This window comes from Pseudodesulfovibrio alkaliphilus (assembly GCF_009729555.1).
Lineage (GTDB): Bacteria > Desulfobacterota > Desulfovibrionia > Desulfovibrionales > Desulfovibrionaceae > Pseudodesulfovibrio > Pseudodesulfovibrio alkaliphilus.
In genome coordinates this window covers 49,403-72,850 of the sequence record NZ_WODC01000006.1, presented here as the reverse complement: position 1 = coordinate 72,850, position 23,448 = coordinate 49,403, and the positions used below count along the sequence as shown (strand labels likewise).

At 62.4% G+C, this 23,448-nt stretch carries 19 protein-coding genes; 15 read left to right on the top strand and 4 right to left on the bottom strand.

Features of this window, described 5'->3' with window-relative positions; translation table 11 throughout:
- Nucleotides 1-461: 461 nt before the first annotated feature.
- The 8 genes from GKC30_RS10060 to GKC30_RS10025 all read left to right on the top strand — a co-directional run bounded on the left by GKC30_RS10060 (nt 462) and on the right by GKC30_RS10025 (nt 8,371).
- Nucleotides 462-2,153, top strand: a complete 1,692-nt coding sequence (locus GKC30_RS10060; protein ID WP_155934600.1) for a sensor histidine kinase — start codon at nt 462-464, stop codon at nt 2,151-2,153.
- A complete protein-coding gene (locus GKC30_RS10055) occupies nt 2,150-2,566 on the top strand; it encodes a response regulator (protein ID WP_155934599.1) in 417 nt (138 codons plus the stop codon). The genes GKC30_RS10060 and GKC30_RS10055 overlap by 4 nt, the downstream gene beginning before the upstream one ends.
- 12 nt (nt 2,567-2,578) lie before the next feature.
- Entirely contained in the window at nt 2,579-2,971 is a 393-nt protein-coding gene (locus GKC30_RS10050) for a response regulator (protein ID WP_155934598.1), read from the top strand.
- Nucleotides 2,968-3,381, top strand: a complete 414-nt coding sequence (locus GKC30_RS10045) for a response regulator (RefSeq protein WP_155934597.1) — start codon at nt 2,968-2,970, stop codon at nt 3,379-3,381. The genes GKC30_RS10050 and GKC30_RS10045 overlap by 4 nt, the downstream gene beginning before the upstream one ends.
- A gap of 37 nt (nt 3,382-3,418) precedes the next feature.
- Complete coding sequence (locus tag GKC30_RS10040; RefSeq protein WP_155934596.1) at nt 3,419-4,702, top strand: sulfite exporter TauE/SafE family protein; 1,284 nt, start codon at nt 3,419-3,421, stop codon at nt 4,700-4,702.
- 1 nt (nt 4,703) lies between these two features.
- Nucleotides 4,704-5,393: a hypothetical protein gene (locus GKC30_RS10035; protein ID WP_155934595.1), complete on the top strand. Its 690-nt coding sequence runs from the start codon at nt 4,704-4,706 to the stop codon at nt 5,391-5,393.
- A 116-nt stretch (nt 5,394-5,509) separates the two neighbouring features.
- Entirely contained in the window at nt 5,510-7,036 is a 1,527-nt protein-coding gene (locus tag GKC30_RS10030) for a PAS domain-containing sensor histidine kinase (RefSeq protein ID WP_231117127.1), read from the top strand.
- A 3-nt stretch (nt 7,037-7,039) separates the two neighbouring features.
- Nucleotides 7,040-8,371 carry a sigma-54-dependent transcriptional regulator gene (locus GKC30_RS10025; RefSeq protein WP_155934594.1) on the top strand — a complete coding sequence of 444 codons (1,332 nt, stop codon included), beginning with the start codon at nt 7,040-7,042 and terminating at the stop codon, nt 8,369-8,371.
- On the opposite strand, the gene GKC30_RS10020 is transcribed toward GKC30_RS10025, so the two are convergent.
- Nucleotides 8,349-9,878 (bottom strand): two-component system sensor histidine kinase NtrB, encoded by a 1,530-nt coding sequence (locus tag GKC30_RS10020; RefSeq protein WP_155934593.1) that lies wholly within the window; start codon nt 9,876-9,878, stop codon nt 8,349-8,351. The two genes, GKC30_RS10025 and GKC30_RS10020, sit on opposite strands and share 23 nt — an antisense overlap.
- Before the next feature lie 194 nt (nt 9,879-10,072).
- Here GKC30_RS10020 and GKC30_RS10015 point away from each other — a divergent pair, with 194 nt between their 5' ends.
- The 7 genes from GKC30_RS10015 (at nt 10,073) to GKC30_RS09985 (ending at nt 20,717) form a co-directional block, all read left to right on the top strand.
- Nucleotides 10,073-12,430, top strand: coding sequence for an ATP-binding protein (locus GKC30_RS10015; RefSeq protein WP_155934592.1), 2,358 nt, complete (start codon nt 10,073-10,075; stop codon nt 12,428-12,430).
- A gap of 86 nt (nt 12,431-12,516) precedes the next feature.
- Nucleotides 12,517-15,798, top strand: coding sequence for a PAS domain S-box protein (locus tag GKC30_RS10010; protein ID WP_155934591.1), 3,282 nt, complete (start codon nt 12,517-12,519; stop codon nt 15,796-15,798).
- A 158-nt stretch (nt 15,799-15,956) separates the two neighbouring features.
- Nucleotides 15,957-17,066: an AbrB family transcriptional regulator gene (locus tag GKC30_RS10005; protein WP_231117126.1), complete on the top strand. Its 1,110-nt coding sequence runs from the start codon at nt 15,957-15,959 to the stop codon at nt 17,064-17,066.
- 173 nt (nt 17,067-17,239) lie between these two features.
- A complete protein-coding gene (locus tag GKC30_RS10000; RefSeq protein WP_155934590.1) occupies nt 17,240-17,905 on the top strand; it encodes a site-2 protease family protein in 666 nt (221 codons plus the stop codon).
- Nucleotides 17,906-17,923: 18 nt separating this feature from the next.
- A complete protein-coding gene (gene trpS, locus GKC30_RS09995) occupies nt 17,924-18,907 on the top strand; it encodes a tryptophan--tRNA ligase (RefSeq protein ID WP_155934589.1) in 984 nt (327 codons plus the stop codon).
- Nucleotides 18,908-18,983: 76 nt separating this feature from the next.
- Nucleotides 18,984-19,412, top strand: coding sequence for an FKBP-type peptidyl-prolyl cis-trans isomerase (locus tag GKC30_RS09990; protein WP_155934588.1), 429 nt, complete (start codon nt 18,984-18,986; stop codon nt 19,410-19,412).
- Nucleotides 19,413-19,532: 120 nt separating this feature from the next.
- Nucleotides 19,533-20,717: a pyridoxal phosphate-dependent aminotransferase gene (locus GKC30_RS09985; RefSeq protein WP_155934587.1), complete on the top strand. Its 1,185-nt coding sequence runs from the start codon at nt 19,533-19,535 to the stop codon at nt 20,715-20,717.
- Between the two features lie 110 nt (nt 20,718-20,827).
- Here the strand turns inward: GKC30_RS09985 and GKC30_RS09980 are convergent, their stop codons facing one another.
- The 3 genes from GKC30_RS09980 to GKC30_RS09970 all read right to left on the bottom strand — a co-directional run bounded on the left by GKC30_RS09980 (nt 20,828) and on the right by GKC30_RS09970 (nt 23,441).
- Nucleotides 20,828-21,607, bottom strand: coding sequence for an MlaA family lipoprotein (locus tag GKC30_RS09980; RefSeq protein WP_196772856.1), 780 nt, complete (start codon nt 21,605-21,607; stop codon nt 20,828-20,830).
- A 29-nt stretch (nt 21,608-21,636) separates the two neighbouring features.
- Nucleotides 21,637-22,968, bottom strand: coding sequence for an alpha/beta fold hydrolase family protein (locus GKC30_RS09975; RefSeq protein ID WP_231117125.1), 1,332 nt, complete (start codon nt 22,966-22,968; stop codon nt 21,637-21,639).
- Nucleotides 22,969-23,075: 107 nt separating this feature from the next.
- On the bottom strand, nt 23,076-23,441 hold the full coding sequence (locus GKC30_RS09970; RefSeq protein WP_155934585.1) for a NirD/YgiW/YdeI family stress tolerance protein: 366 nt from the start codon (nt 23,439-23,441) through the stop codon (nt 23,076-23,078).
- Between the last annotated feature and the right edge of the window lie 7 nt (nt 23,442-23,448).

Genomic DNA, 23,448 nt, shown 5'->3' with positions numbered 1-23,448 from the left:
CGCCCCTGACCGCTCACAGGCAAAGCTGCGCACGGACACGACCGCGTCAACGCCCTGCTCGCAAACAGATATTCAGAAAAAAGAGCGACAGAATCGAACGGAGGCACCGCCTTGTGGGTCGAAACGCCCCACTTGTGATTATTTGCACAACGCATGCCCCTGATCACGGGCCTTGCCGCCCCGCATTTCCCTGATGGGGCTTTTCGCCCCAGTGGGGCGTTTTGCACCAGCCAGGCTGCCGCCTCCGGGTCAAACAGGCCGCATCCTGCCCGATGCTGTTCGCAATGGCCCGGCCTCGTCTCTCTCCCCGAGAAATACATGATGCAATTTCAGCAGGTTGAACAACCGCCTGTCAGGACGCCATCAAAGCGTGTTGGCACGACCATTGCTTTGGCCTGGAGGGAATCAGCCGGGCTGCCAGCAGCCCATTGAAATTCATTGAAGAAAGAACAGGACACTGGATGGACGTACAGCCCTATAACAAGCTTTCCCGCAATCTGGCGCTGGGCGTCATCGCGGCTTCACTCATTCCCCTCGTCATGGTGGGGGCTCTCGTCTTCGTCCAGTTCTCCGCCATATATACGGAAAAAGTCTACGCCCACCTCGGCATGGTGGTGGACAAGCACAGGGAGTCCATCGACGCCTTCCTCTCCGGAAAGCAATACGAAGTGCTCTATCTTGATAAGGCGTTCACTTACGAACAATTGACCAACCCCGCCTTTCTGGAGCGGACCCTCAAGGACATCCAGCAACAATACGGCCGCGTCTTCGTGGACCTCGGCGTCATAGACGCATCCGGCCGCCAGATCGCCTATGCCGGCCCCTTTGACCAGTTGGGCGCGGATTATTCCAGCGAGTCGTGGTACGTCAACTCCCGGGACCGCAAGATTGCCATCAGCGACGTATTCCTCGGTCTGCACCGCGCCCCCCATCTCATCGTCACGGTCAACAACGCCGACAACCTGCGCACCTGGACTCTCAAGGCCACCATCGACTTCCTCGCCTTCGGAAACCAGGTGGAAAACCTCCGGGTCGGCGACACGGGTCACGCCTACATCGTCAACGCCAGCGGCCAGCACCAGACCCGCGCCCCCTCTGCGGAGGCCCAGGAACTGACCATGGTTTCGTCCAGGACGGTCCAGCGGCCCCACACCTCTCCCGGCGTACTTATCGAACGCTCCCAGGGTAGCGACGGAGAAGAGTACATCGTGGTTTCCGCTGCCCTGACCGGGGTGGACTGGAGACTTGTCTTCCAGCAGGAGGTCTCGGACGCCCTCTCGGAACTCGTCACTGCCGAACGCATGGCCCTGTTGATCCTGGTGACGGGAGCGCTGGCCATTCTGGGCATGAGCCTTTTCATGTTCCGCAGGCTTGTGACCCGGTTCCGGCTCATCGACCTGCGCACGGAGATGATGAACAGGCAGATGATCGAGGCGGGCAAGCTGGCTTCCATAGGCGAACTGGCCGCAGGAATCGCCCACGAGATCAACAACCCGGTGGCCATCATGATCGAGGAGGCGGGCTGGGTCGGCGATCTGCTTGAGGACGAGGGACGCGAGATGTCCTGCCGGGAGGAAGTGGAGCGCGCCTTAGCCCAAATCAGAACCCAGGGCGTACGCTGCAAGGACATCACCCACAAGCTCTTAAGCTTCGCCCGGCAGACAGACACGCGTGTGACCATGGTGTCGCTCCCGGAGCTGGTGACCGAGGTGGTCAACCTCTCCATGCAGCCCGCCCGATACGCCCGCATCGAATTCTCGCTGAACATAGACCCCCACATGCCTCCCATCATGGCCTCGCCCACCGAACTCCAGCAGGTCTTTCTCAACCTCATCAACAACTCGATCCAGGCCATGGAGCAGGACGGAGGCACCTTGATCATCTCCTGCCACGCATCGGCGGGCGAGGCGTTCATCACCGTGGCCGACACCGGCCCGGGCATTCCCGAAGCCAACCTGAGCAGAATCTTCGATCCCTTCTTCACCACCAAACCCGTGGGCAGAGGCAGCGGCTTGGGTTTGTCCATCTGCTACGGCATCATCCACCAAATGGGTGGGACCATCGAGGCGGAGAGCACCGTGGGCCACGGCACCAGCTTCAACATCCGGCTGCCTTTGCAGCGGCCCGACACCTTCCAGGGAGGAGATTCATGAGCGATGCGTCCCTGCTCATAGTGGACGACGAACCCGGCTTTGTCGAAACCATGCGAAAACGTCTGGCCAAGCGGAACATGACGGCCCACACGGCACAAAGCGGCGACGAGGCCCTGCGACGCCTCAGGGAGTTTCCTGAGATCGAGGTCATCGTGCTGGATGTCAAGATGCCGGGCAAGGACGGGCTGGCCGTACTCCAGGAGATCAAACAGGCGTTTCCCCTGGTGGAGGTAATCATGCTCACCGGCCACGCCACGGTGCCCTCGGCCCTGGAGGGCATCCAGCTTGGCGCATACGACTACCTGATGAAGCCATGCAGTTTCGACGTACTCACCGAGAAGATCAACGAAGCCGCGGCGCTCAAGCGCAGGCGGGAAACAGAGGCCGTCGGCACCGGCGGCGACACGGCGTAGGGGATCAACGGCATGCAGGACGGCTCGACACCCATCAGGCTGCTCATCGTGGACGACGAGCGGGGCTTCACGGAGGTGCTGTCCAAGCGGATGACCAGACGGGGTCTTCGCGTGGACACCGCCGCCAGCGGGGAAGAGGCCGTACGCATGCTGCGGGCACAGGATTATGACGCGATCATCATCGACCTCAAGCTTGAGGGCATGGACGGCGTCGAAATCCTGAAGGTATTCAAACTGCTTGATCCGGGACTGCCCATTCTCATGCTCACCGGCCACGGGAGCGAAACGGCGGTCAAGGCAAGCATGCGCCTCGGGGCGGCGGACTATCTGTCCAAGCCGATGGACTTCGAGGCGCTGGTGGCAAAGGTCTTGAAGATGGCCAGACAGGGAGGCGACAACGCATGACCGCGATCACGGTGCTCATCGTCGATGACGAGGTCGGCTTCGCCTCCGCCCTGGCAAAACGACTCAACAAGCGGGGCATCTACACGCGCCTCGCGGCAAGCGGGCGCGAAGCGCTCTCCGTACTGGCTGAGGAAGAGGTGGATGTCACCCTCCTTGATGTCATGATGCCCGGCATGGACGGCATCAAGACCCTCGGGGAGATCAAACGGCTGCACCCGAACACCCAGGTGCTCATGGTCACGGCTCACTCGAATTCGGACATGGTCATATCCTGCCTCGCCATGGGGGCCTTTGACTACGTCATGAAGCCGGGAAGCTCTGACGAGCTGGTGGGAAAGATCAGGGAAGCGGCCCAACAAAGACAGCGGAATTTGGCGCAGGACAGCGGCCCGGCAGAAAAAACGGGCTGATCTGCTAACCTATCGCAAGTGGAAGTGAGGTCAAACAATGCGATTCTTCAACCAATGGGGCAAATTCATGATGGCGGGAGCAGGCGCTCTCGCCCAGTGGGAAATCGACAACGCCCGACACATCATGGGCAGCAAAAAGCTCAGGATACTCCTCGGGCTCATGCTCATTCCGATCATCATCGGCGGTATCGCCTTTGCCAATGACATCGGCCCGGTCCTGCCGGAGATTCTGGGCGGCAAAAAGGCATACAGCCCGGCCTTCTACAGCCTGACCATCTTCCTGGTCTCCATCGGCATCGGCATGGGCGCCGGGCTCATCACCGGCTGCATCGGCGCGGGCGGCGGCTTCATCATCGCCCCGGCCCTCATGAGCGCGGGCATCAAGGGCATCCTGGCGGTCGGCACCGACCTGTTCCACATCTTCGCCAAGGCGATCATGGGCAGCGTCATCCACCGCAAGCTGGGCAACGTCTCGGTGCCTCTGGCCGTGGTCTTCCTCATCGGCGCCATCCTCGGCGCCTCGGCGGGCGGCCTGATCAACCGCGTGCTTTACGACATCAACCCGATCTTAAGCGACGCCTTCATCACCTCGGTCTACTCCCTGATGCTCGGCTTCCTCGGCTTCTACGCCCTGATCGACTTCCTGCGCAGCCGCAAGGCCGGCGACACAGGCGGCGCCCACGGCGGCAAGAGCGAGGGCGCGGAGCTGGGCGGCATGGCCAAAAGTCTCCAGGCCGTCAAATTCCCCCCCATGGTTTCCTTTGACCAGGATCTGACCCCCGGCGGCAGGTCCATCTCCTGGGTCTTCCTGGTCCTGTCCGGCGCCCTGGTCGGCCTGGCCGCGGGTATCATGGGCGTTGGCGGCGGCTTCCTGACCTTCCCCATCTTCGTCTACGTGCTGGGCGTGTCGTCCATGACCACCGTGGGCACCGACATCTTCCAGATCGTCTTCACCGCCGGTTTCGCGTCCATCAGCCAGTACGCCATCTACGGCTTCATCTTCTACACCCTGGCCATGGGCATGCTGCTCGGCTCGCTGCTGGGCATCCAGATCGGCGCACTGGTGACCAAGGTGGTGCCCGGCATCACCATCCGCGGCTTTTACGCCATGGCGGTGCTCTCCGGCTTCGTCAACCGCATCTTCGCCCTGCCGGGCAAGCTCGGTGAGATGGATATCCTTCCCATATCGCCCGCCCTGGGTTCCGTTCTCAACGACATCGGCATCTGGGCCTTCTTCGTCGTCATCGGCGGCTTCTCGGTCTGGGTCATCGGAACCTTCCTGAAAAACATCCCGAATCTCAAGCGTAAGGAGGCACACTAACATGGTCCATAACAAGAAGGAATTCACCGGAGGCTTGGTCGCCCTGGTCCTGTTCTTCGTGGTCTTGTTCTACATGTTCCAGCCGATGTTCAACGGCCTCAACTCCATGGCGTATCTCGACGCCCTGTACAACTCCATCTCCAAGGGCTCGGTCTACTACATCCCCATGGCCAACGATGAAGCCGAAAAGGTCTCGGGCAAGGATGTCAACCTCGTGCTCCACTACGTGGACGAGAACATCGCCGCCCAGTCGGCCGCCCAGATGGCGGCAGCAGGCGTGGCCGCCGAGGTCAAGGGCACCGATGTCGAGGTCGCCGGATCGCTCAAGGCCATCTTGAGCGCGAGCATCGCGGACGCGGACTACATGTACCACAACGACGGCGACTCGGTGTCCGCCAAGTACGACGGCATCAACCCCCGCCGCGCCTCCTACAACTGGTGGGTGACGCTTGGCCAGATCGACAGGGCCCTCTCCCATCAGGAGGACTTCGCTGCGGCCAAGGTCGTCAACACGGTGCAGACCCGCGCCGTGGAGACCGCCTACAACTACTTCAAGATCGAGCCCATGCACATCTCCGACAAGCTCGGCACGGTCATCTTCTCCCTGGCCTTCTACGTGTTCTACACCCTGTGGTACGGCTACGCCATCCTCTGGGTCTTCGAGGGATGGGGGCTGCGTCTGAGCCACTAGTCCCGAACCATAACGACACCCTTCACGCGGCCCGGGTCATCATGACGCCGGGCCGCGCTCTCTTTGCCGATCGGGTCGCCCCGCCAAAAAGGCAGAAGGTGTTTACTCCGGCGCCGATGCGCAGTATCTCCACAGGAACGGGAAAGACCGCCATGAATCTGCACAACTACTACGACACCGTCATGCAACTCAGCCACGGCATCGTGGTGACCTTTGACCTCGGCGGCCGAATCATCCACGGCAACTCCGAACTGGAGAAGCTGACCGGATATTCCATCAAGGAACTGGCGGGAAAGGACTGGTTCAAGACCTTCATCCCCCAGGATCGGCATGAAAAAGCCGTCCGCACGGTGGCCGACTCGGTACGCAGCCAGACCATTTCCACCACATCGGGCGCCATCAGGACCAGAAACGGCGACACGGTGTACATCGACTGGCACATCAAATCCCTGGTCGATTCGGCCGGAGAGCCCATCAGCGTCCTGTGCGTGGGGCAGGACGTGACCGACCACATGCTCCGCCAGGAGGGACTGCTCTATGAACGATCAACCCTCATGGAGCGCAACAAGGAGTTGAGCTGCCTTTACCACATCAGTCTGCTCATGGTCGAAATGACCGAGGAACTCCCGGTCATCCTGTCCAAAATCGTCAATCTGCTCCCTTCGGGTTTCCAGCGGCCGAGAAAGACGCACATCTCCCTGACCGTGGACGATATCCATCTGCAAAGCCAAGGCTACCGCGATACGGACAACCGCCTGACCGAACCGATCGTGGTCAACAAGGAGCGGCGCGGCATGCTGGTGGTCTCCCTCGAAGGCCACGGCAGACGGGCCAGGAGCGCGGAGTTCATCGAGGATGAAAACGACCTTCTGGCCACTGTGGCGCAGCAGATCGCCCTCATCGTGGCCAAGAAGGAGGAGCGTCGGGCCAGGCAGCAGCTCGAGCAACAGCTCAGACAGGCCGACAGGCTGGCCAAGATCGGCCAGTTTTCCGCCGGACTGGCCCACGAAATCAACGAACCCCTGGCCAACATTCTCGGCTTCGCCCAGCTGGCCCTCCAGACACCGGGGCTGCCCGGACAGGTGGAAACCGACCTGCGCAATATCGTGGACTCGTCACTGCACGCTCGAGAGATCATCCGCAAGGTCATGCTTTTCAGCCGCCAGATGCCGCCCCAGCTGGTGATGACCGACCTCAACGCCACCATCGTCCAGGCCCTGCGCATCACCGAGACCGGAGCCAGGCGCAACAGGGTCGCCGTGGTCTGCGACCTGGACCCGACTCTGCCCCGGATCATGGCCGATCCGCAGCATATCACCCAGGTGGTGGTCAACCTCGCGGCCAACGCCATCCAGGCCATGGACAACGGCGGCACACTCACGGTCAGAACCATCAACCACGGCGGCGACGCCTACATCGTCATTCAGGACACCGGCCCGGGCATTCAACCCGAGGAACTCAAGCAGATATTCACGCCCTTCTACACCACCAAGGACGTGGACAAGGGGACCGGCCTCGGCCTTTCGGTGGTGCATGGCATCGTCAAGGCGCACCGGGGTTTCATCCAAGTGGACAGCACCCCCGGCCAGGGCTCGCGTTTCGAGGTGGCCTTCCCATGCAGTCAAACCAATGGAGCCGAGTAGACCATGAGCCCCCCCATCCGCATCCTGGCCGTTGACGACAGCCCGAGCACGCTGGAGGTGATCAAGCGCAACCTTGAGCCCCACGGCTATGAAGTATTCACCCGTCTGCGCGTGGACGAGGCGGTCGCCCTGCTCGACGAACTGGACATAGACCTGGTCATCACCGACTACCGCATGCCCCAGGCCTCGGGCCTCGACCTCATCCGCCATGTGCGCGACAACCACCCGGAAACCGAGATCATGATGATCACCGGCTACCCGTCCATCTCCGGGGCCGTGGAGGCCATCCGCGACGGCGCGGGCGAATACCTGCCCAAGCCCTTTACCGCCGAGGAGCTGCTGTCTGCCGTGGGTCGCATCGCAGACAAGCTTCAACGGCGCAAGGCCGTGAACGCGTCCCGGCACCAGGGCGGAAATTACGGCATTGTCGGCGATTCGCCCGAGATGGCCTCGGTCTTCCGGCGCATCGGCAAGGCGGCGGCCAGCAACGCCAATGTGCTCATCACCGGAGAATCGGGCACGGGCAAAGAACTGGTGGCCCGGGCCATCCATTACAATAGTGACCGTCGGGCCGCTCCCTTTGTGCCGGTCAATTGCACGGCCATCCCGGACAGCCTGCTCGAAAGCGAGCTGTTCGGCCATGTCAAGGGCGCCTTCACCGGAGCCAAGGAGGGACGCGCAGGCTTCTTCGAGATCGCCAACGGGGGCTCCATCTTTCTTGACGAGATTGGCGACGCCAGCCCCAACATGCAGGCCAAGCTGCTGCGGGTCATCCAGTCCAAGGAATTCTGCAAGGTGGGCTCAAGCCGGGTCAACACCGTGGACACGCGCATTCTCGCCGCCACCCACAAGGACCTCAAGCGGCTGGTTGCCGAAGGCTCGTTCCGCGAAGACCTCTTCTACAGGATCAACGTGGTGGACATCCATGTGCCCACCCTCTCCGAGCGCGGCGACGACATCCTGGTGCTCATCAACACCTTTCTGGCCAAATTCGCGGCTGCCATGCAGCGCCCGGCCCCGTCCATCAGCGATGAAACGGTCCAGGCCCTGCGCCGCCATCCCTGGCCGGGAAACGTGCGCGAGCTGGAGAATCTCATCCAGCGGCTGCTGGTCATCGTGGACCACGACCCCATCGAGGTGACGGATCTGCCGGAGACCATGCGATTTTGCCTCCCCATGACCGGCCGGGTGGACCGGCCCCTGGCCGAGGTGGAGCAGGAGCACATCATGAACGTGCTGACCATGGTGGGCAACAACAAGTCCCACGCCGCCGACATCCTGGGCATCAACCGGAAGACGTTGCGGGAAAAGCTCAAGAAGATGGGGAAGGAGTGACACACCCGGCGCTTTCCTCCCCGGTGGCCGCAGGCAAGAAGAGCGAAACGGTTGTCCCCTGGCCAAGCTTGCTGGCTATCTCCACCCTGCCGCCGAACTCGTCGATCTTCTTTCTGACCATGGCCAGCCCCAGCCCGCTGCTCCCCTGCTTTGTGGAATAAAACGGATTGAAGACCCGCTCCAGGTCCACGGCGTCCATGCCAACCCCCGTGTCCGTAACCCTGACCTCCACGCAGTCGCCGTTAAGCGCCAGCCCCATGGACACGGACCCTCCTCCGGGCATGGCCTCAATGCCGTTCTTGAGAATGTTGACCACGCACTGCTTCAGCGTGTCCTCGTCGCCGAGCACCGGGAGCAACGCCCCGGACGGACGCACCTCGATGGCATAGCCCAGTCCGCCGTATCCGATGGTCATGAGCTCTGCGGCATCGCGGCAGACGGCCTCCATGTCCACCTCGCCGATCCGGGCTTCCGATGCCCTGACGAAATTGAGCATGCTGGTGAGCATGTGCTCAAGCCGTCCGCTTTCCTCCAGCATAATCTCCACCTTGCCCCTGTTCGCCTCGGTCAGGTCCGGCGACTTGAGCAGCGTGTTGGCGAACCCGCCAATGACGAAGAGGGGGTTGCGTATCTCGTGGGCGAGATACGTGGACATCTCGCCCACGATGGCCAGCTTGTCGCGCTGGGTCTGATGCCGCTCCTGCAGGGTGCGCTTGGTGATGTCACGGTGCATGACCATCACATGGCTCATCTCTCCCCGGACGCCGAAAATGGGATAGGCATAGAGCCGATAATATTGAAGCAGGCCGTCGCGACTGACGCGGGTGACGAGCGCCTCCTCGGGCCGTCCCGTCTCCAGGGTCCGGTGATAGGGACAGGTCGGATCCATGAGGCTGCAAAAGGACGAGCCGTCCCGCAGTCTGGCGGCCTCCCAGCAAGGCTTGCCAAGAAGGTCCTTGCGCTGTGCCCCGGCCCGCTCCCAGACGATGCGGTTGAGGTCCACCACGTTTCCTGCGCGGTCAAGGAGCAGGATGTCCTCGCGGATGCCGTCGAGAATGGACTGAAGCAGGCTGCGCTGATGGGCCAGACTGTCCATGCAGTGCTTCTTGACCAGGGTCATGTCGTGCAGACCGCAGAAAAAGGCGACCTCGCGGTGATCCAGAATCGATATGGATTCGCCAACGCGCTGGCGAAGAGTTTCGAGCAGGCCGGGGCTCCCCGTCATCTCCACCACCAGATTGATTTCGGGGTGCCTGTCGAGCATGGCCTCGAAGCGGTCATAGACCGGCACGTTGATCTCGTCGAAAAGAGCCCGATCCGACTCCCGGGCGACATGGCTTGCCGCCGCCAGCAGTATGTCCGGCAGAAATTCCCGGAAATCCTCCACAAAGACGATGTCGAGCAGGGCCTTCACCCCTGGCCCGGAACCGATGATTCCCACCACGAAGGGTTCCATGCTCCCATTCCAGTAGCATATCCCCAGGGAGTCGTAGTCGAACTCGCCCATGCCCGCATCCTCCGTTTGGGTCCGACGATACGGGATGACCTGCCTCCTGACAAGGCGACAACAATATCACCGCCGGGCCTTTGCCCGCGAACATATTATCATTGCAAAAGAATGTCCTCTGCGGATACATGCTGTGATAATCACAGGACTTGCCAATCAGGCGCACCCCCAATCTTCATCCAACAGGGCAGGACATGAGGCACCACGGACGACACACCCCCCGGACAACGCTGGCGTTCCTCGTTTTCCAGACAGCCCTGGCGTTCCTGGCTCTTGGTGCCATCCTGCCCGCCGGAGCTGATTCGGGACCGACCATCGGCCCGGAACTGCGCGACCATCACAACATCGCCCTGCTCATCGACCCTGCCGACGGCTCGATCCTCGACGCCAACGATTCCGCCCTGCATTTTTATGGTTACTCCCTGGCGACACTGCGCTCCATGCGCATCCAGGACATCAACCGGCTCTCGTCCGCCGAAGTGGCCATGGAGTTTCGCCGGGCCAGGGACGAACAGCGCAATTATTTCATTTTCCCCCACCGCCTGGCCGACGGCACCATCCGGTCGGTGGAGGTATACAGCTCCCCCTTTGTCGATGCCACGGGCAGAAGGCTCCTGCTCTCGCTCATCCACGATGCCACGGGCAAACTGCTGATGGACGAAGAATTGCAGCGTTATCAGACGCGCATGGAAGTCCTTGTCGCCGAGAAGAGTGAGGCCCTGGACAGGGAGCGCGGCCTCAGACGGTGGCTCACCGCAGGCGGCTTCGCGATCATGATCGTTTCCGTGGCGCTGGCCGCCATCGCAACCATGCTGCGGCGCACCCGGGACCAACTGCGGCTGGACACCCGGCGTCAGGAGATGCTCCTGCAACTGGACCATATGGCCGACGCCCCGGTGGACGAGGTGATGGCCTTCGCCCTGGAGGCGGCCCTGGTCTCCGCCAGCAGTCGCATCGGCTTCGTGGGCCTGATGACCGAGGACGAATCGGTCATGATCGTCCACGCCTGGTCCAAGGAAGTCCTTGCCCAGTGCAGGACCGAAGACGCCACCCTCCAATTTCAGGTAACCAAGGCAGGGCTGTGGGCCGAGTGCATCCGGCAGCGCCGACCGCTGATAATCAACGAGACACTGAGCGACCACCCGGCCGCCCGCGGCGTTCCCGTCGGGCATGTACCCCTGACCCGGTTACTGACCGTTCCGGTGACGCATCAGGAGCGGATCGTGGCCGTGGTGGCGGTGGCCAACAAAAAGAGCCACTACAACGACTCCGACATCCGCGCCCTGACCGTGCTCCTGCAACGGGTCTGGCTCCGAATGCTCCGCAACCGGGACAAGGCCCGCGTCGAAGCGGCCAACCGGGAGATCAAGCTGTTGCTGGAGTCCATCCCCATCATGCTTGTACGCATAGATCCCGACACCACCGTGGTGCGCTGGAATGAAACCGCCCAGACCCTGTTCGGGCTGGAACCGGAAGAAGTCCTCGGCCGCCCCTTGGTCGAATGCGCCTTGTCGTGGGACTGGCCCGAGGTGGAACGCGCCATGGACCAATGCCGGGACGACCGCGCCTCCCTGGTCCACAACCTGCGTTTCGAGCGCACCGACGGCCACCCCGGCTTGCTGGAGCTGACCGCGAGCGCCATCCTCGACGAATCCGACACCCGGATCGGTCTGCTCATCCAGGGACGCGAGGTGACGCACCTGCGCCAGCTTGAGACCCAGCTGCTCCAGTCCCAGAAACTGGAGGCCATCGGCCAACTGGCGGCGGGCATAGCCCACGAGATCAACACCCCTGCGCAATTCGTGGGCGACAACACCCAGTTCCTGCGCCAGGCCATTGCCGAACTGCTGCCGCTCCTTGAGACCTGCCAGGATCTGGTGCAAGCCTCTCGCGAGGGCAGGCCCACCGCCGAGCTCGTCCAAAAGGCGGTGCAGCTTGCCGGCGATGCGGACCTCGATTTCCTGCGGACGCATCTGCCGCTCTCGGCGGAGCATATCGAGGAGGGTGTTCAGCGCATCGGCAACGTGGTCAGGTCCATGCGGGAATTCGCACACCCCGGCGGCCGCGAAAAGACCCTGACCGACCTGAACCGGGTCATCGAAAACACTATTGTCGTGGCCCGCAACGAATACAAGTTCGTTGCCGACATGGAGACCGACCTGGACCCGGACCTGCCCCAGGTCGTGTGTCTGACCGACGACATCAAGCAGGCCCTGCTTAACGTGGTCATCAACGCCACCCACGCCATCCGCGACGTGGTGGGCGACAACCCCGAAAGACGAGGTACCATCCGCATCGCCACGGCCAGCCGCGACGGAGCGGTCGAAATCCGCGTCAGCGACACGGGCACCGGCATCCCCGAGGCCATCCGCTCCAGGATTTTCGACCCCTTCTTCACCACCAAGCCGGTCGGCGGAGGCACAGGGCAGGGACTGAGCATCGCCTACGCGGCCATCGTCGACAAACACGGCGGCACCATTACCTTCGAAACCGAGCTGGGCCGGGGCACCACCTTCGTGATCCGCCTGCCCACAGGTCACGACGGATTCTGACCCGCCCCGAGGGCGGCATCCGGCACAACCTGAAACCTGTCACATTGTTCTTGGAGACGGAGGGACATTGTGCATATAGTTGAACGATGACGACCAGCACCTTCCTTGCGCTGGCCCAGAACGTGTCTCTGCTGCTGGCCGCAGCCATCCTCTTTGATGTCTCCGCCCTGCGCTGGAGGCTGCGCAGCCACACCCCGGCGCATTTTGCAGTGGGGTTCCTGCTCGGGCTCATCGGCGTGGTCAGCATGGCCACTCCATGGACACTGATGCCCGGCGTGATCTTCGACGCCCGCTCGGTGCTGCTCGGCATCTCCGGCCTGTTTTTCGGCGGTGTGGCCACCGCAGTGGCCATGGTCATGACCGCCGCCTTCCGGCTGCACCTGGGCGGCGCAGGAGCATGGACCGGGGTGGCCGTCATCCTGGCCACTGGCATGGTCGGCATCGTCTGGCGCCATGCCAGGAAAGGATCGCTGGCCTCAATATCCTGGCGCGAGCTGCTTCTCTTCGGCCTGACCATCCATCTGGTAATGCTCGGCCTCATGTTTACCTTGCCAAAGGCCACGGCGCTTGTGGTCTTGTCCAGAATCTCCTTGCCCGTCCTGCTCATCTTTCCGGCCGCCACCTGCCTGATGGGACTCCTCCTGGTCAACAGAATCCGGCGCGGACAGACCCAGGAGGCCCTGGACAGACAACGCGCCGAGCTTATTGAGAGCCAGACGAAACTCAAGCTGACCATGGAGATGGCCGACATAGCTCCATGGGAAATGGACATCGCCAGCGAGACGTTCCTCTTTGACGACCAGTTCTACTCCCTGTATGCCACCACGGCCGAACGCGAAGGCGGTTATCGAATGTCGGTCGCGACCTACCAGCGGGAGTTCGTGCACCCCGTGGACATGGGCATTGTCGACGACGAGGTCAACCGCCTCGCCATCACCGACGCCCCCAACTTCGCAAGACGCATCGAACATCGAATCGTGCGCCGCGACGGCGAGGTGCGCCACATGGTCGTCAACTACCTGCTCCTGCGCGACGCTCTGGGCAGGCCAATCAAGACCATCGGGGCCAATCAGGACGTGACCGAACGCAAACGGTTCGAGCAGGACCTTTTCGAAAGCAGGGAGCGCTACCACACACTGCTCTCGGGCATGCCGGACATTGTCATGCGATTTGACAGGCAGGGACACCATCTCTTCGTTTCGGACAGCGTCAGGGAGTATGTGCATCTCGCACCCGGAGAGTTCCTCGGCAAAACGCACGAGGAGCTGGGCTTTTCCGAGTCCGACAGCCGATTCTGGCGCGAAGCCATCGAAACTGTCTTTCAAAGCCGAGAGCCTACGGAGACGGAATTCACCTTCGAGAGCCGCCGGGGCCCGGTAATCTTCAACTGGCGGATCATCCCGGAATTCGACGCCGGAGGAGAGATTCCCTCCGTGCTCTCCATCAGCCGCGACATCACCGAGCATCGCCGCGTGGAGCAGGACTACGAGAGCCTGTTCATGAAGATGCTCGACGGCTTCGCCGTCCACGAGATCATCTGCGACACCAACGGCGATCCGGTGGACTACCGTTTCCTCGGGGTCAATCCGGCCTTTGAGGCCATGACCGGCATGAAGGCCGAAACCGTTGCAGGCAAAACAGTGCTGGAGATCCTTCCAGGCACCGAGCGGTCCTGGATCGAACGCTACGGCCGCGTGGCTCTCTCTGGCGATCCGGTGAATTTCTCCAGCTACTCCAGCGAGCTGGACAAGCACTTCGAGGTGACAGCCTTTCGACCGGCCCCCAACCGATTCGCCTGCATCTTCGCCGATGTCAGCGAACGCATTCAGGCCCAGGAAGACCTGCGCCGCATCTTTGAACTGTCCAAGGACATGATCAGCATATCCGACATCAAGACATCCCGGTTTCTGCGGGTCAATCCCGCCTTCACCGAAACCCTGGGCTATTCCGCACAGGAGCTGATGGCCCGGCCCTACCTTTCGCTGATCCACCCCGACGATGTGCAGCCCACCATCGACATGGTTGAAAAGAGGCTCAAGCAGGGCCGCGAGGTGATCAACTTCGAAAACCGCTACCGAAAAAAATCCGGCGACTACATCTGGCTCAACTGGGTGGCACACCCACTGCCGGACAAAGGGCTCAACTACGCCATCGCCAGGGATGTCACCGATCGCAAGCAATACGAAGCCGACCTGATCAAGGCCAAGGAGGCCGCCGAGGCAGCCACCCAGGCCAAATCCCAATTTCTGGCCAACATGAGCCATGAGGTGCGTACGCCTCTCAACGGCATCCTCGGCATGCTCCAATTGATGCGGACCACCCACCTCGACGCGGAACAGGACGACTACGTTGACAACGCCATCCAGGCATCGCGGCGGCTGACTCGCCTGCTCTCGGACATTCTCGACATCTCGCGCATCGAGGCGGAAAAGCTGATCATCCTGAACGAACCCTTCGACCTGAGGGAAACCCTGCTCACAGTGCGCGACCTCTTCACGCCCAGTGCCCGCCAGGCGGGCATCGACTTCGGGTTCATGATCTCCCCTGGCATCGACAAGCCGCTCCTTGGCGACTCGGTGCGCGTCCAACAGGTGGTCAGCAACATGGTGGGCAACGCCCTCAAATTCACCCTCTCAGGCTCGGTCACGGTGGAAGCGACCGAGCTGACGCCACTGACTCCGAACAGCTGCCGAGTGCTCTTTTCGGTGGCGGACACCGGCCCGGGCATACCGGACGACCGCCTGGACAGCCTCTTTCAACCTTTTACCCAAATGGACGGCGGATGGAACCGACCTTATCAGGGGGCGGGCCTCGGACTCTCCATCACCAAACATCTGATCGAACTCATGGGCGGCTCCATGTGCATGGAAAGCCGCGTGGGCGTCGGCACCACTGTCCATATCAGCCTTTCCTTCGACGTGGCCGACCGGCTTGACAAGACGCATTTCACCCCGGACCTGGACGATGCGCCTTCCCTGGCGGGGCTCCGGGTGCTGCTGGCCGAGGACGACCGGGTCAGCGGCATCGCCGCCCGCCGCCACCTCGAAAAGGCGGGCTGCCATGTCACCCTGTGCACCGATGGTCACCAAACCTTGGAGGCTCTGCGCACAGGCCGGTTCGACGCGGTACTCATGGACGTGCACATGCCGGTCATGGACGGCGTGGACGCCACCCGATCCATCCGGCACGGCCAAGCAGGCGAGGCCAACAGACAGATACCCATCATCGCCCTGACCGCCTACGCCATGTCCGGCGACCGCGCCCGGCTCCTGGCCGAGGGCATGGACGGTTACGTGGCCAAGCCCGTGGAAGCCAGGGCACTTCAGGACGAGCTGGCCCGCGTCACCGGCACGGCACGGGAGGGGTAGCCCCGTTGCACAGCCCGGCATCAACCCCGCTTCCCGACGCCGCCCGTCTGGACAACCACCCGCTTCACGGATAGATTGGCCCCGTTTGCAAGTCGGCTCCGACGAGCCGTCTCTCCTTCCGGTCCGCAAAGACCCGCACGGCAGGCCTTGACCGCTCCATGGACCGTCTTTTCGCTGGAGATTCCATGATCAGCTTCCGTCTCCTTGGCAAATGGACTTCGCTGGTTCTGATTTCGGCGGCCCTTGCCGCTCTGCTGCGTCTTGGCGGACTTCCCGCCGCCGAGCTGCTGGGCCCCATGATCGCGGGCATGTTCTTCGCCCTTCGGGGCGTTGTGCTGCATGTTCCCCGTAGCGTCTTCAGCGGAGCCCAGGCTGTTGTGGGCTGCATGGTGGCCTTGACCCTGACCCCCTCCATTCTGACCTCGCTGGGCCGGGACTGGCCGATCATGGTCGTGGTGGTCTGCATGACCATCGCCGCCGGAGGAGTCGTGGGATTCCTGCTGATGCGTCTCGGTTCGCTCCCTGGAAACACCGCGGCCTGGGGAATGTCGCCGGGCGGCGCTGCGGCCATGACGGCCATGGCCGAATCCTTTGGCGCCGATGTCCGCATGGTGGCCTTCATGCAATATCTGCGGATGTTTGTGGTGGTCCTGACCGCCTCGGGGGTCTCGCGGATTCTCCTCGGCCATGCGGCCGATCTGCCTGGGGCATACTCCTGGTCGCCGGATTTCGACGCTCCCCTCGTCCCTCTGCTCCAGACGCTGGCCCTGGTCGCCGGGGGAGTTCTCCTGAGCGGGAGGCTGCGCATCCCCGCCGCGGCAATGCTGCTGCCCATGCTGGCGGGCGCTGCCCTCAATTCCATGGGGATTGTCACCCTTGTCCTGCCCCACTGGCTTCTTTGGACCGCATATGCCAGCCTCGGCTGGTACGTCGGCATGCGCTTTGACCGCGAAACCGTGCTCCATGTCCTGCGCACCATCCCCCAGATGCTTCTGGCCACCTTCCTGCTCATCGGGCTGTGCTGCGTTTCGGCCTGGCTGCTGACCGTCTGGCCGGGCCTGGACCCCCTGAGCGCCTATCTGGCCACCAGCCCCGGCGGTCTCGACTCCGTTGCCATCATCGCCATGGGCAGCGGCTGCGATGTCGGCTTTATCCTTGCCCTGCAAACCCTGCGGCTCTTCGCAGTGGTCGCGGCAGGCCCCTTTGTGGCCCGACTGGTCTGCCGAATCAGCGGCGTGAGCGCCAGGGGTTCAGGAATCGCGCCCTGAGGCGCCCCGGAGAATCCGCCGTCCCGTTCGGGGCCGGGCCGCCGCGGGCCGTGCATTGCCCCCCTCCAGCCTGATACCCGTTGCACCGGGGAGAGTGCGGTCAGTGTCCAGCCCCCGGTTCGACTCCATCAAACACCTTGCCCCGAATGCCCCTTACATGGTAGCCGCTTCCCATGCTTGATCTCTTTTCGCCGGAACGGCTGCAACAATACGCCATCCTCGCGCCCGGGCTGCTCGTGGCGCTGGTCTGCCACGAGGTGGCCCACGGGTATGTGGCCTATCTGCTGGGCGACCCCACGGCCAAATCCCAGGGAAGGCTCTCCCTCAACCCCATGAAGCATCTCGACCCTCTGGGAACGCTGGCCTTCTTCTTCGTCCATTTCGGCTGGGCCAAGCCCGTGCCCGTCAACTCCGGGTATTTCAAGAACCCCCGCCAGGGGATGCTGCTCACGGCCATCGCCGGGCCGATGACCAACTTCATCCTGGCCGCCGCCTTTGCCACGGTCATCCACATCCTGATGACCGTGGAGTTCAGCCCCGGCGGTCTGGCCGAGAAGATCATCCTGCCCACCTATCTCATCGCCCAGGCAGGGGTGTTCGTGAACCTGATCCTGGGCATCTTCAACCTGCTGCCCATCCCGCCCCTGGACGGCAGCAACGTGGTGGCCTACTTCCTGCCTCCGCAAATGGCCGAATCCTACATGGCCCTCGGCCGCTACGGTTTCATCATCCTCATCGGCATCATCCTGCTGGGGAGGTTTTCCGGCTACAGTCTGGTGGGAGGGGTCATCCTGCCCATGGTCTACGCCGGAATCCGGCTTCTTGGCATCCCCATGTAACCCCAACCCCCAGGCACCATGAGCGAAAGACAACGCATTCTCTCCGGCATGCGGCCCACCGGCCCCCTCCACCTCGGCCACTACTTCGGCGTCATCGCCAACTGGCTCAAACTCCAGGAGGAGTACGACTGTTTCTTCTTTGTGGCCGACTGGCATGCCCTGACCAGCGAGTATGCCGACGCCAGAAGGGTCAAGGGATTCATCCCCGGACTGGTCAAGGACTGGATCGCGGCAGGACTCGACCCGGAAAAATGCGTCATCTTCCAGCAGTCGAAGATCAAGGAACACGCCGAGCTGTATCTGTATCTGTCCATGTTCACCCCCCTCGGCTGGCTGGAACGCAATCCGACCTACAAGGAGATCAGGGCCGAGCTGACGCACAAGGATCTGAATACCCACGGATTCCTTGGCTACCCCGTGCTCATGGCCTCGGACATTCTGATGTACAAGCCGTGCGCCGTGCCCGTGGGCAAGGACCAGCTGCCTCACCTGGAGCTGGCCCGCGAGATCGCCCGCCGCTTCAACCACCTGACCGGCACCGAGGCCCTGCCAGAGCCCGCCGACATGCTGACCGAGGAGGCCAAGCTGCCCGGTCTGGACGGCCGCAAGATGTCCAAGAGCTACGGCAACTCCATCATGCTCTCCGAGCCCATTGAGGAGATCGCGCCCAAAGTCCGCGGCATGAAGACCGACGAACGCAGGCTGCGCAAGTCCGACCCCGGCGACCCGGACGTATGCAACCTCTATCCCTACCACAAACTGATGACCGATCCGGCCCGCCTGCCGGAAATCCGCGAAGGCTGCCGCAACGCCACCTGGGGCTGCGTGGACTGCAAGAAGGTGCTCATGGACTCCCTGGAGCGTTTCCTGACGCCGCTGCAGGAGCGCCGCGCCGCCTGTACCGACGAACGGGCGGCAGAGATACTGGCCCTGGGCAACGAGCGGGCCCGCGCCTTTGCCGCCGCGACCATGGACGAGTTGCGCTCCATACTCAACTACTGACCAGCCGCCTTGCAATCCGCACGGATTGCGTTAGGCTCGGGCTTTGTTCCATCCTCAAGCGACAAGGAGATTGCGCATGACCGCCACCAAAGGCAGCACCGTCAAGGTCCACTACACCGGCACCCTCAAGGAGGACGGCAGCCAGTTCGATTCCAGCCAGGGACGCGACCCGCTCCAGTTCACCCTGGGCGAGGGCATGGTCATCGCCGGGTTCGAGAAGGCGGTCATCGGCAAGTCGGTGGGCGACACCGTGACCGTGGAGATTCCGCCCGAGGAGGGATACGGCGAGTCCGACGACCAGCTGGTTTTCCAGGTGCGCCGCGAGCAATTGCCGCCGCATGTGGAGCTTGAGGAAGGCATCATGCTGGAAATCCGTACTGAGGACGGCACCCCGGCCTATGTACGAGTGACCAACTTTGACGACGCCCTGGTCACGCTGGACGGCAACCATCCCCTGGCCGGACAGACCCTGATGTTTGATATTGAAGTCGTGGAAGTTGCCTGATTCATTAACCATCGATTCATTTGACACCTTCCCCGCCCCGCGCCCGGCCGGCATGGGGCGGGGTTGTCCATTGATACGGATGCCGGGGCGCTCCCCGGCTTCCGGCACAGGATGCGCAAGATGAGCATATCAAAGCGATGCTGCGCCATGACCCCGTTTCTGGTCATGGAAATACTGGAGGCCGCCCAGGCCATGGAGCGGGAGGGCCGCTCCATCGTCCACCTGGAGGTGGGAGAGCCGGACTTCGACACGCCCGACTGCGTCAAACGGGCCGCCTGCCGCGCCCTGGATGACGGGCACACCCACTACACCCACTCCCTTGGACTCTTCGAATTGCGCGAGGCCATCAGCGAGGACTACCGCAGCCGCTACGGCGTATGCGTGGACCCGGCCAACATCGCCATCACCCAGGGCACCAGCCCGGCAATGCTGGCGGTCTTCTCGACCATCCTTGAGGCGGGCGACAAGGTCGTGACCTCGGACCCCTGCTATGCCTGCTATGACAACTTCATCACCTTTGCCGGAGCCGAGCCGGTCAAGGTGGCCACCAGCGAGGACGACGCCTTTCAGTACCGCGTCCCGGCCATTCGCCAAGTTCTGGATCCCAAGGTCCGCGCCATCCTCATCAACTCCCCGGCAAATCCGACCGGCACCCTGCTCCCGGCAGAGCACATGCGCGCCATCGCGCAACTGGCCGAAGAGAAGGAGCTGTGGATTCTCTCGGACGAGATATACCACGGACTCGTCTACGAAGGCCGCGAACACTCCATCCTCGAGTTCACGGACCGGGCTTTCGTCTTCAACGGATTCTCCAAGCTCTACGCCATGACCGGCTGGCGGCTGGGTTACGTCATCGCCCCTGCGGCCTTCATCCGCACCTTGCAGACCGTCTGCCAGAATTTCTTCATCTCTGCCAACGCCATGGCCCAGTGGGCCGGGCTTGCGGCCCTCAAGGAGGCCGGGCCCGACGTGGCCCGCATGGTGGCCATCTACGACACGCGCCGCCAGGCCATGCTCAATCGCCTCAAAGGCATGGGGTTCGACATCAGACACGACCCGACCGGCGCCTTTTACGTCCTGGTCAACATGCGCCATCTGGCAGCCCGGTTCGACGGATCGTCCCTCAGACTGGCCTATGACATCCTTGAGAAAGCAGGCGTGGGCGTCACCCCGGGCATTGATTTCGGCGAGAGCACCGAGGGGTTCATCCGCTTCTCCTACGCCAATTCCCTTGAAAACATCATGGAAGGCATGGACCGCCTGGAGCGGTATCTCAAGGAACACCACCCCATTGCAGCGCGGTGAAAGACCAGATTTGCAGGGAAAGGAATGCCCCTCGGCGGGCAGTGCAGGGGATTGGCAAGGATGCTCTTCGACAATGACAGGGCGAGCTTTCCATATACGATGACACCTCGCTAGCGCTGGATGTCCAACTCTCGCTTCTTGGTATAGATATAGCGGACCAGCTCGTACTCAAAGGGAGACCCGGTCTGGTGATAGCGGAAGGGGACATTGGCCCGCCGATTGATCGTACGCACCACCATCTCGGCCACGGCCGTGTCCCAGGTGTTGCGGACTCCGGCCAGCCGGTACACCTGCATCATCTCCAGGTACAAAAGCAGGGAATCGCCGCCAAAACCCACGGTATCGCGCAGATTCGACGGTCCGAAGCCGGGCATGACGAAATACGGCCCGTTGCCCACTCCCCAGAAACCGAGGGTCTGGCCCACATCCTCGTCCTGACGCTGCAGGCGGGGCGCATCGGAGGCCAAGTCCATGACGCCGAGCAGTCCGAAGGTGGAATTGATGAGAAAACGGGAGGTGGTGATGGCCCCCTTGCGTACCTTGCCCTGAAGTACGCAGTTGACCAGCACAGGTAACTCGTTGAGATTGTTGATGACGTTGGAGACGCCTTTTCTGGCCGGGGCGGGAAGCACGGTTCGATACACGCCCACGGCCGGGAGCAGCACATAGGTGTCGAGCCCGGCGTTAAAATCGTAGATATGCCGGTTCATCGGCTCCCAGGGGTCGTAGACCTCCATGAAATCCAAGTCGTTACCCCCTGCTTGGGGCCAGTGGTTGACCTCGGTGCGAAACCCGGTGGGTTCCAGGTTCAGGGCGGGGTCCGCCCGCTTGGTCACAGCCGCGCCGCAGCCGCCCAGGACCAGAACGAGGGCCAGGGGTACGCACGCCAAAACGGCCGAAAGTGGCCACGACCGCGCCCTCACAGCTTCACCATGGCCAGCATGGCCTCCACAAAGGGTCCGTACATCATGTTGCCGCAGTGCCCGCCCGTGGGGTAAAGCCTGGCCCGTTCGCCGAACACGCTTTTGATGAAGGCGAGGTCGTTGTCGTTGAGAATGACATCGTCGGTATTGCCGATGAGCACGACCTTGTCGCTTTCCATGAGATAGGAGCGGATGTCGTACAGGCTGGACTGACGCATCAGGGTATAGCGGTCCATGGACGGGTCCAGGTGCTGCAGATAGGGCAGCAGGAATTCATCCATGTAGTTCTCGAAGCTGATGTCAAAGGCGGCTTCGGCGTAAGGCATCAGCGGCTTGCTCTTGGTCAGGGGGTAATCGGCCGGCGGCACCAGATACCCGGCCCGCAGGCAGACATCGGTGGCAAAGATCATGGACGAGGCCGAAAGGCGGAAGTCCACCCCGATGAGAGTGCGCAGGTCCACGTCGTCCATGTTCACTCGCGTGACCATCTCATAGAGGAAGTTGTCGTCCAGGTCGGTGATGTCCGCATCGCGATAGTAGTCGGAAAACCGGGCGATGAGGCTTGCGATCTGCTCGCGCACCGTGACCTCGCCGAGGTTCTCGGCCGTCAGCCAGGAATCGAGCCGCTTGACAGAGTGGTACAGGCTTACCGGCGGATTGATCATCAGCGCCCTGCGGAAGCCGAAGTCCCCTTTTTCCGAGTCGCGGTGGGCCAGAAAGGCCGCGTGCATCGCGCCCAGGCTGTAGCCGGTGATGTAATACTCAGAAACCGGCTGTTCCGCCTCGACCACTTCCTTGATCCAGAGCATGACCCGATACAGGTCGTCCACATCGTGGGGCACATAGCCCGGTGCGCCGTGGCGCGAGGCGCTGATGACGAAATTCATGTGCGTGGGCGAGGACAGGGCCACGACGTGAAAACCGGCGCCATAAAAGACCTGGGTGAGAAACTCCATCTTGATGGCGTTGTGTTCGGCTCCGGTTCCCGCGATGATGAAAATGAGCGGGGCCTCCCCTTTTTGCAGGGCCGTGCTGTAAAACATGTCGGCGCTGTAGGAAAAAATGTCCGGGACTTTGCGGCCCTCGATGCGAATGGCCCGCAGCTTCGGGCTGACAGCAGGCCCGGGCCGGTGGATCTGATCCGGCGGCGTACCGTAAACCGTAGCCTGATAGGGGTCGGTGTAGGGATAACGGTAATCGGCCGCCCCCTCGGCGGCGACGCAGAGCACGGCGGCGAGAAGAGCGCCGACAAACAGAACAGTGGCCGAAGAAGTCATGAACCGAGCCGGGTTGATTGTTACCTCAAAGTGCCTGGATGCAATCGCCATACCTACGCATATTGCCCTGCCAAGGCAAGAACGGCGAAACATTCGTGTCGAAAGGAAAAGGGGAACCACGCCCGTGGCTCCCCCGCAAAACCGCCGACAGCCCCAGGCTACGGAATGATCCTGACCGACTCGGCCTGAATCTCTGTGTACATGAAGTTCTGATCAATGCGGCCGATGACCTCCACGACGGAACCAGCCGCGTCAAGCCCCTCAAGGGCGCCCTTTGGGGTGAAGACAAGCAGTTCGCCCGTGTCGTCGGCCATCAGAAACTCATCGGCCTTGATCACCTTGACCACCCTGCCGGTGAGGACAACACGGGTGTCCACCCCGGCGGCCTTGGCCTGGGCAACGGTTCTGGCCACAAAGGGCCCTGCCGTCGCAGGTTCGGAACCCACGGACTGGGACAGCTCGGCCGAAATGGCCACAGTGGCCACCAGCAGCGACAGAGCAAGAACCATACTTACGCGCAACATGACGATA

Excerpts from the sequence above, each read along its gene's own strand:
- GKC30_RS10060 (WP_155934600.1), top strand. The coding sequence starts at position 462 with ATGGACGTACAGCCCTATAACAAGCTTTCCCGCAATCTGGCGCTGGGC.
- GKC30_RS10055 (WP_155934599.1), top strand. The coding sequence starts at position 2,150 with ATGAGCGATGCGTCCCTGCTCATAGTGGACGACGAACCCGGCTTTGTC.
- GKC30_RS10050 (WP_155934598.1), top strand. The coding sequence starts at position 2,579 with ATGCAGGACGGCTCGACACCCATCAGGCTGCTCATCGTGGACGACGAG.
- GKC30_RS10045 (WP_155934597.1), top strand. The coding sequence starts at position 2,968 with ATGACCGCGATCACGGTGCTCATCGTCGATGACGAGGTCGGCTTCGCC.
- GKC30_RS10040 (WP_155934596.1), top strand. The coding sequence starts at position 3,419 with ATGCGATTCTTCAACCAATGGGGCAAATTCATGATGGCGGGAGCAGGC.
- GKC30_RS10035 (WP_155934595.1), top strand. The coding sequence starts at position 4,704 with ATGGTCCATAACAAGAAGGAATTCACCGGAGGCTTGGTCGCCCTGGTC.
- GKC30_RS10030 (WP_231117127.1), top strand. The coding sequence starts at position 5,510 with ATGCGCAGTATCTCCACAGGAACGGGAAAGACCGCCATGAATCTGCAC.
- GKC30_RS10025 (WP_155934594.1), top strand. The coding sequence starts at position 7,040 with ATGAGCCCCCCCATCCGCATCCTGGCCGTTGACGACAGCCCGAGCACG.
- GKC30_RS10020 (WP_155934593.1), bottom strand. The coding sequence starts at position 9,878 with ATGGGCGAGTTCGACTACGACTCCCTGGGGATATGCTACTGGAATGGG.
- GKC30_RS10015 (WP_155934592.1), top strand. The coding sequence starts at position 10,073 with ATGAGGCACCACGGACGACACACCCCCCGGACAACGCTGGCGTTCCTC.
- GKC30_RS10010 (WP_155934591.1), top strand. The coding sequence starts at position 12,517 with ATGACGACCAGCACCTTCCTTGCGCTGGCCCAGAACGTGTCTCTGCTG.
- GKC30_RS10005 (WP_231117126.1), top strand. The coding sequence starts at position 15,957 with ATGGACCGTCTTTTCGCTGGAGATTCCATGATCAGCTTCCGTCTCCTT.
- GKC30_RS10000 (WP_155934590.1), top strand. The coding sequence starts at position 17,240 with ATGCTTGATCTCTTTTCGCCGGAACGGCTGCAACAATACGCCATCCTC.
- trpS (WP_155934589.1), top strand. The coding sequence starts at position 17,924 with ATGAGCGAAAGACAACGCATTCTCTCCGGCATGCGGCCCACCGGCCCC.
- GKC30_RS09990 (WP_155934588.1), top strand. The coding sequence starts at position 18,984 with ATGACCGCCACCAAAGGCAGCACCGTCAAGGTCCACTACACCGGCACC.
- GKC30_RS09985 (WP_155934587.1), top strand. The coding sequence starts at position 19,533 with ATGAGCATATCAAAGCGATGCTGCGCCATGACCCCGTTTCTGGTCATG.
- GKC30_RS09975 (WP_231117125.1), bottom strand. The coding sequence starts at position 22,968 with ATGGCGATTGCATCCAGGCACTTTGAGGTAACAATCAACCCGGCTCGG.
- GKC30_RS09970 (WP_155934585.1), bottom strand. The coding sequence starts at position 23,441 with ATGTTGCGCGTAAGTATGGTTCTTGCTCTGTCGCTGCTGGTGGCCACT.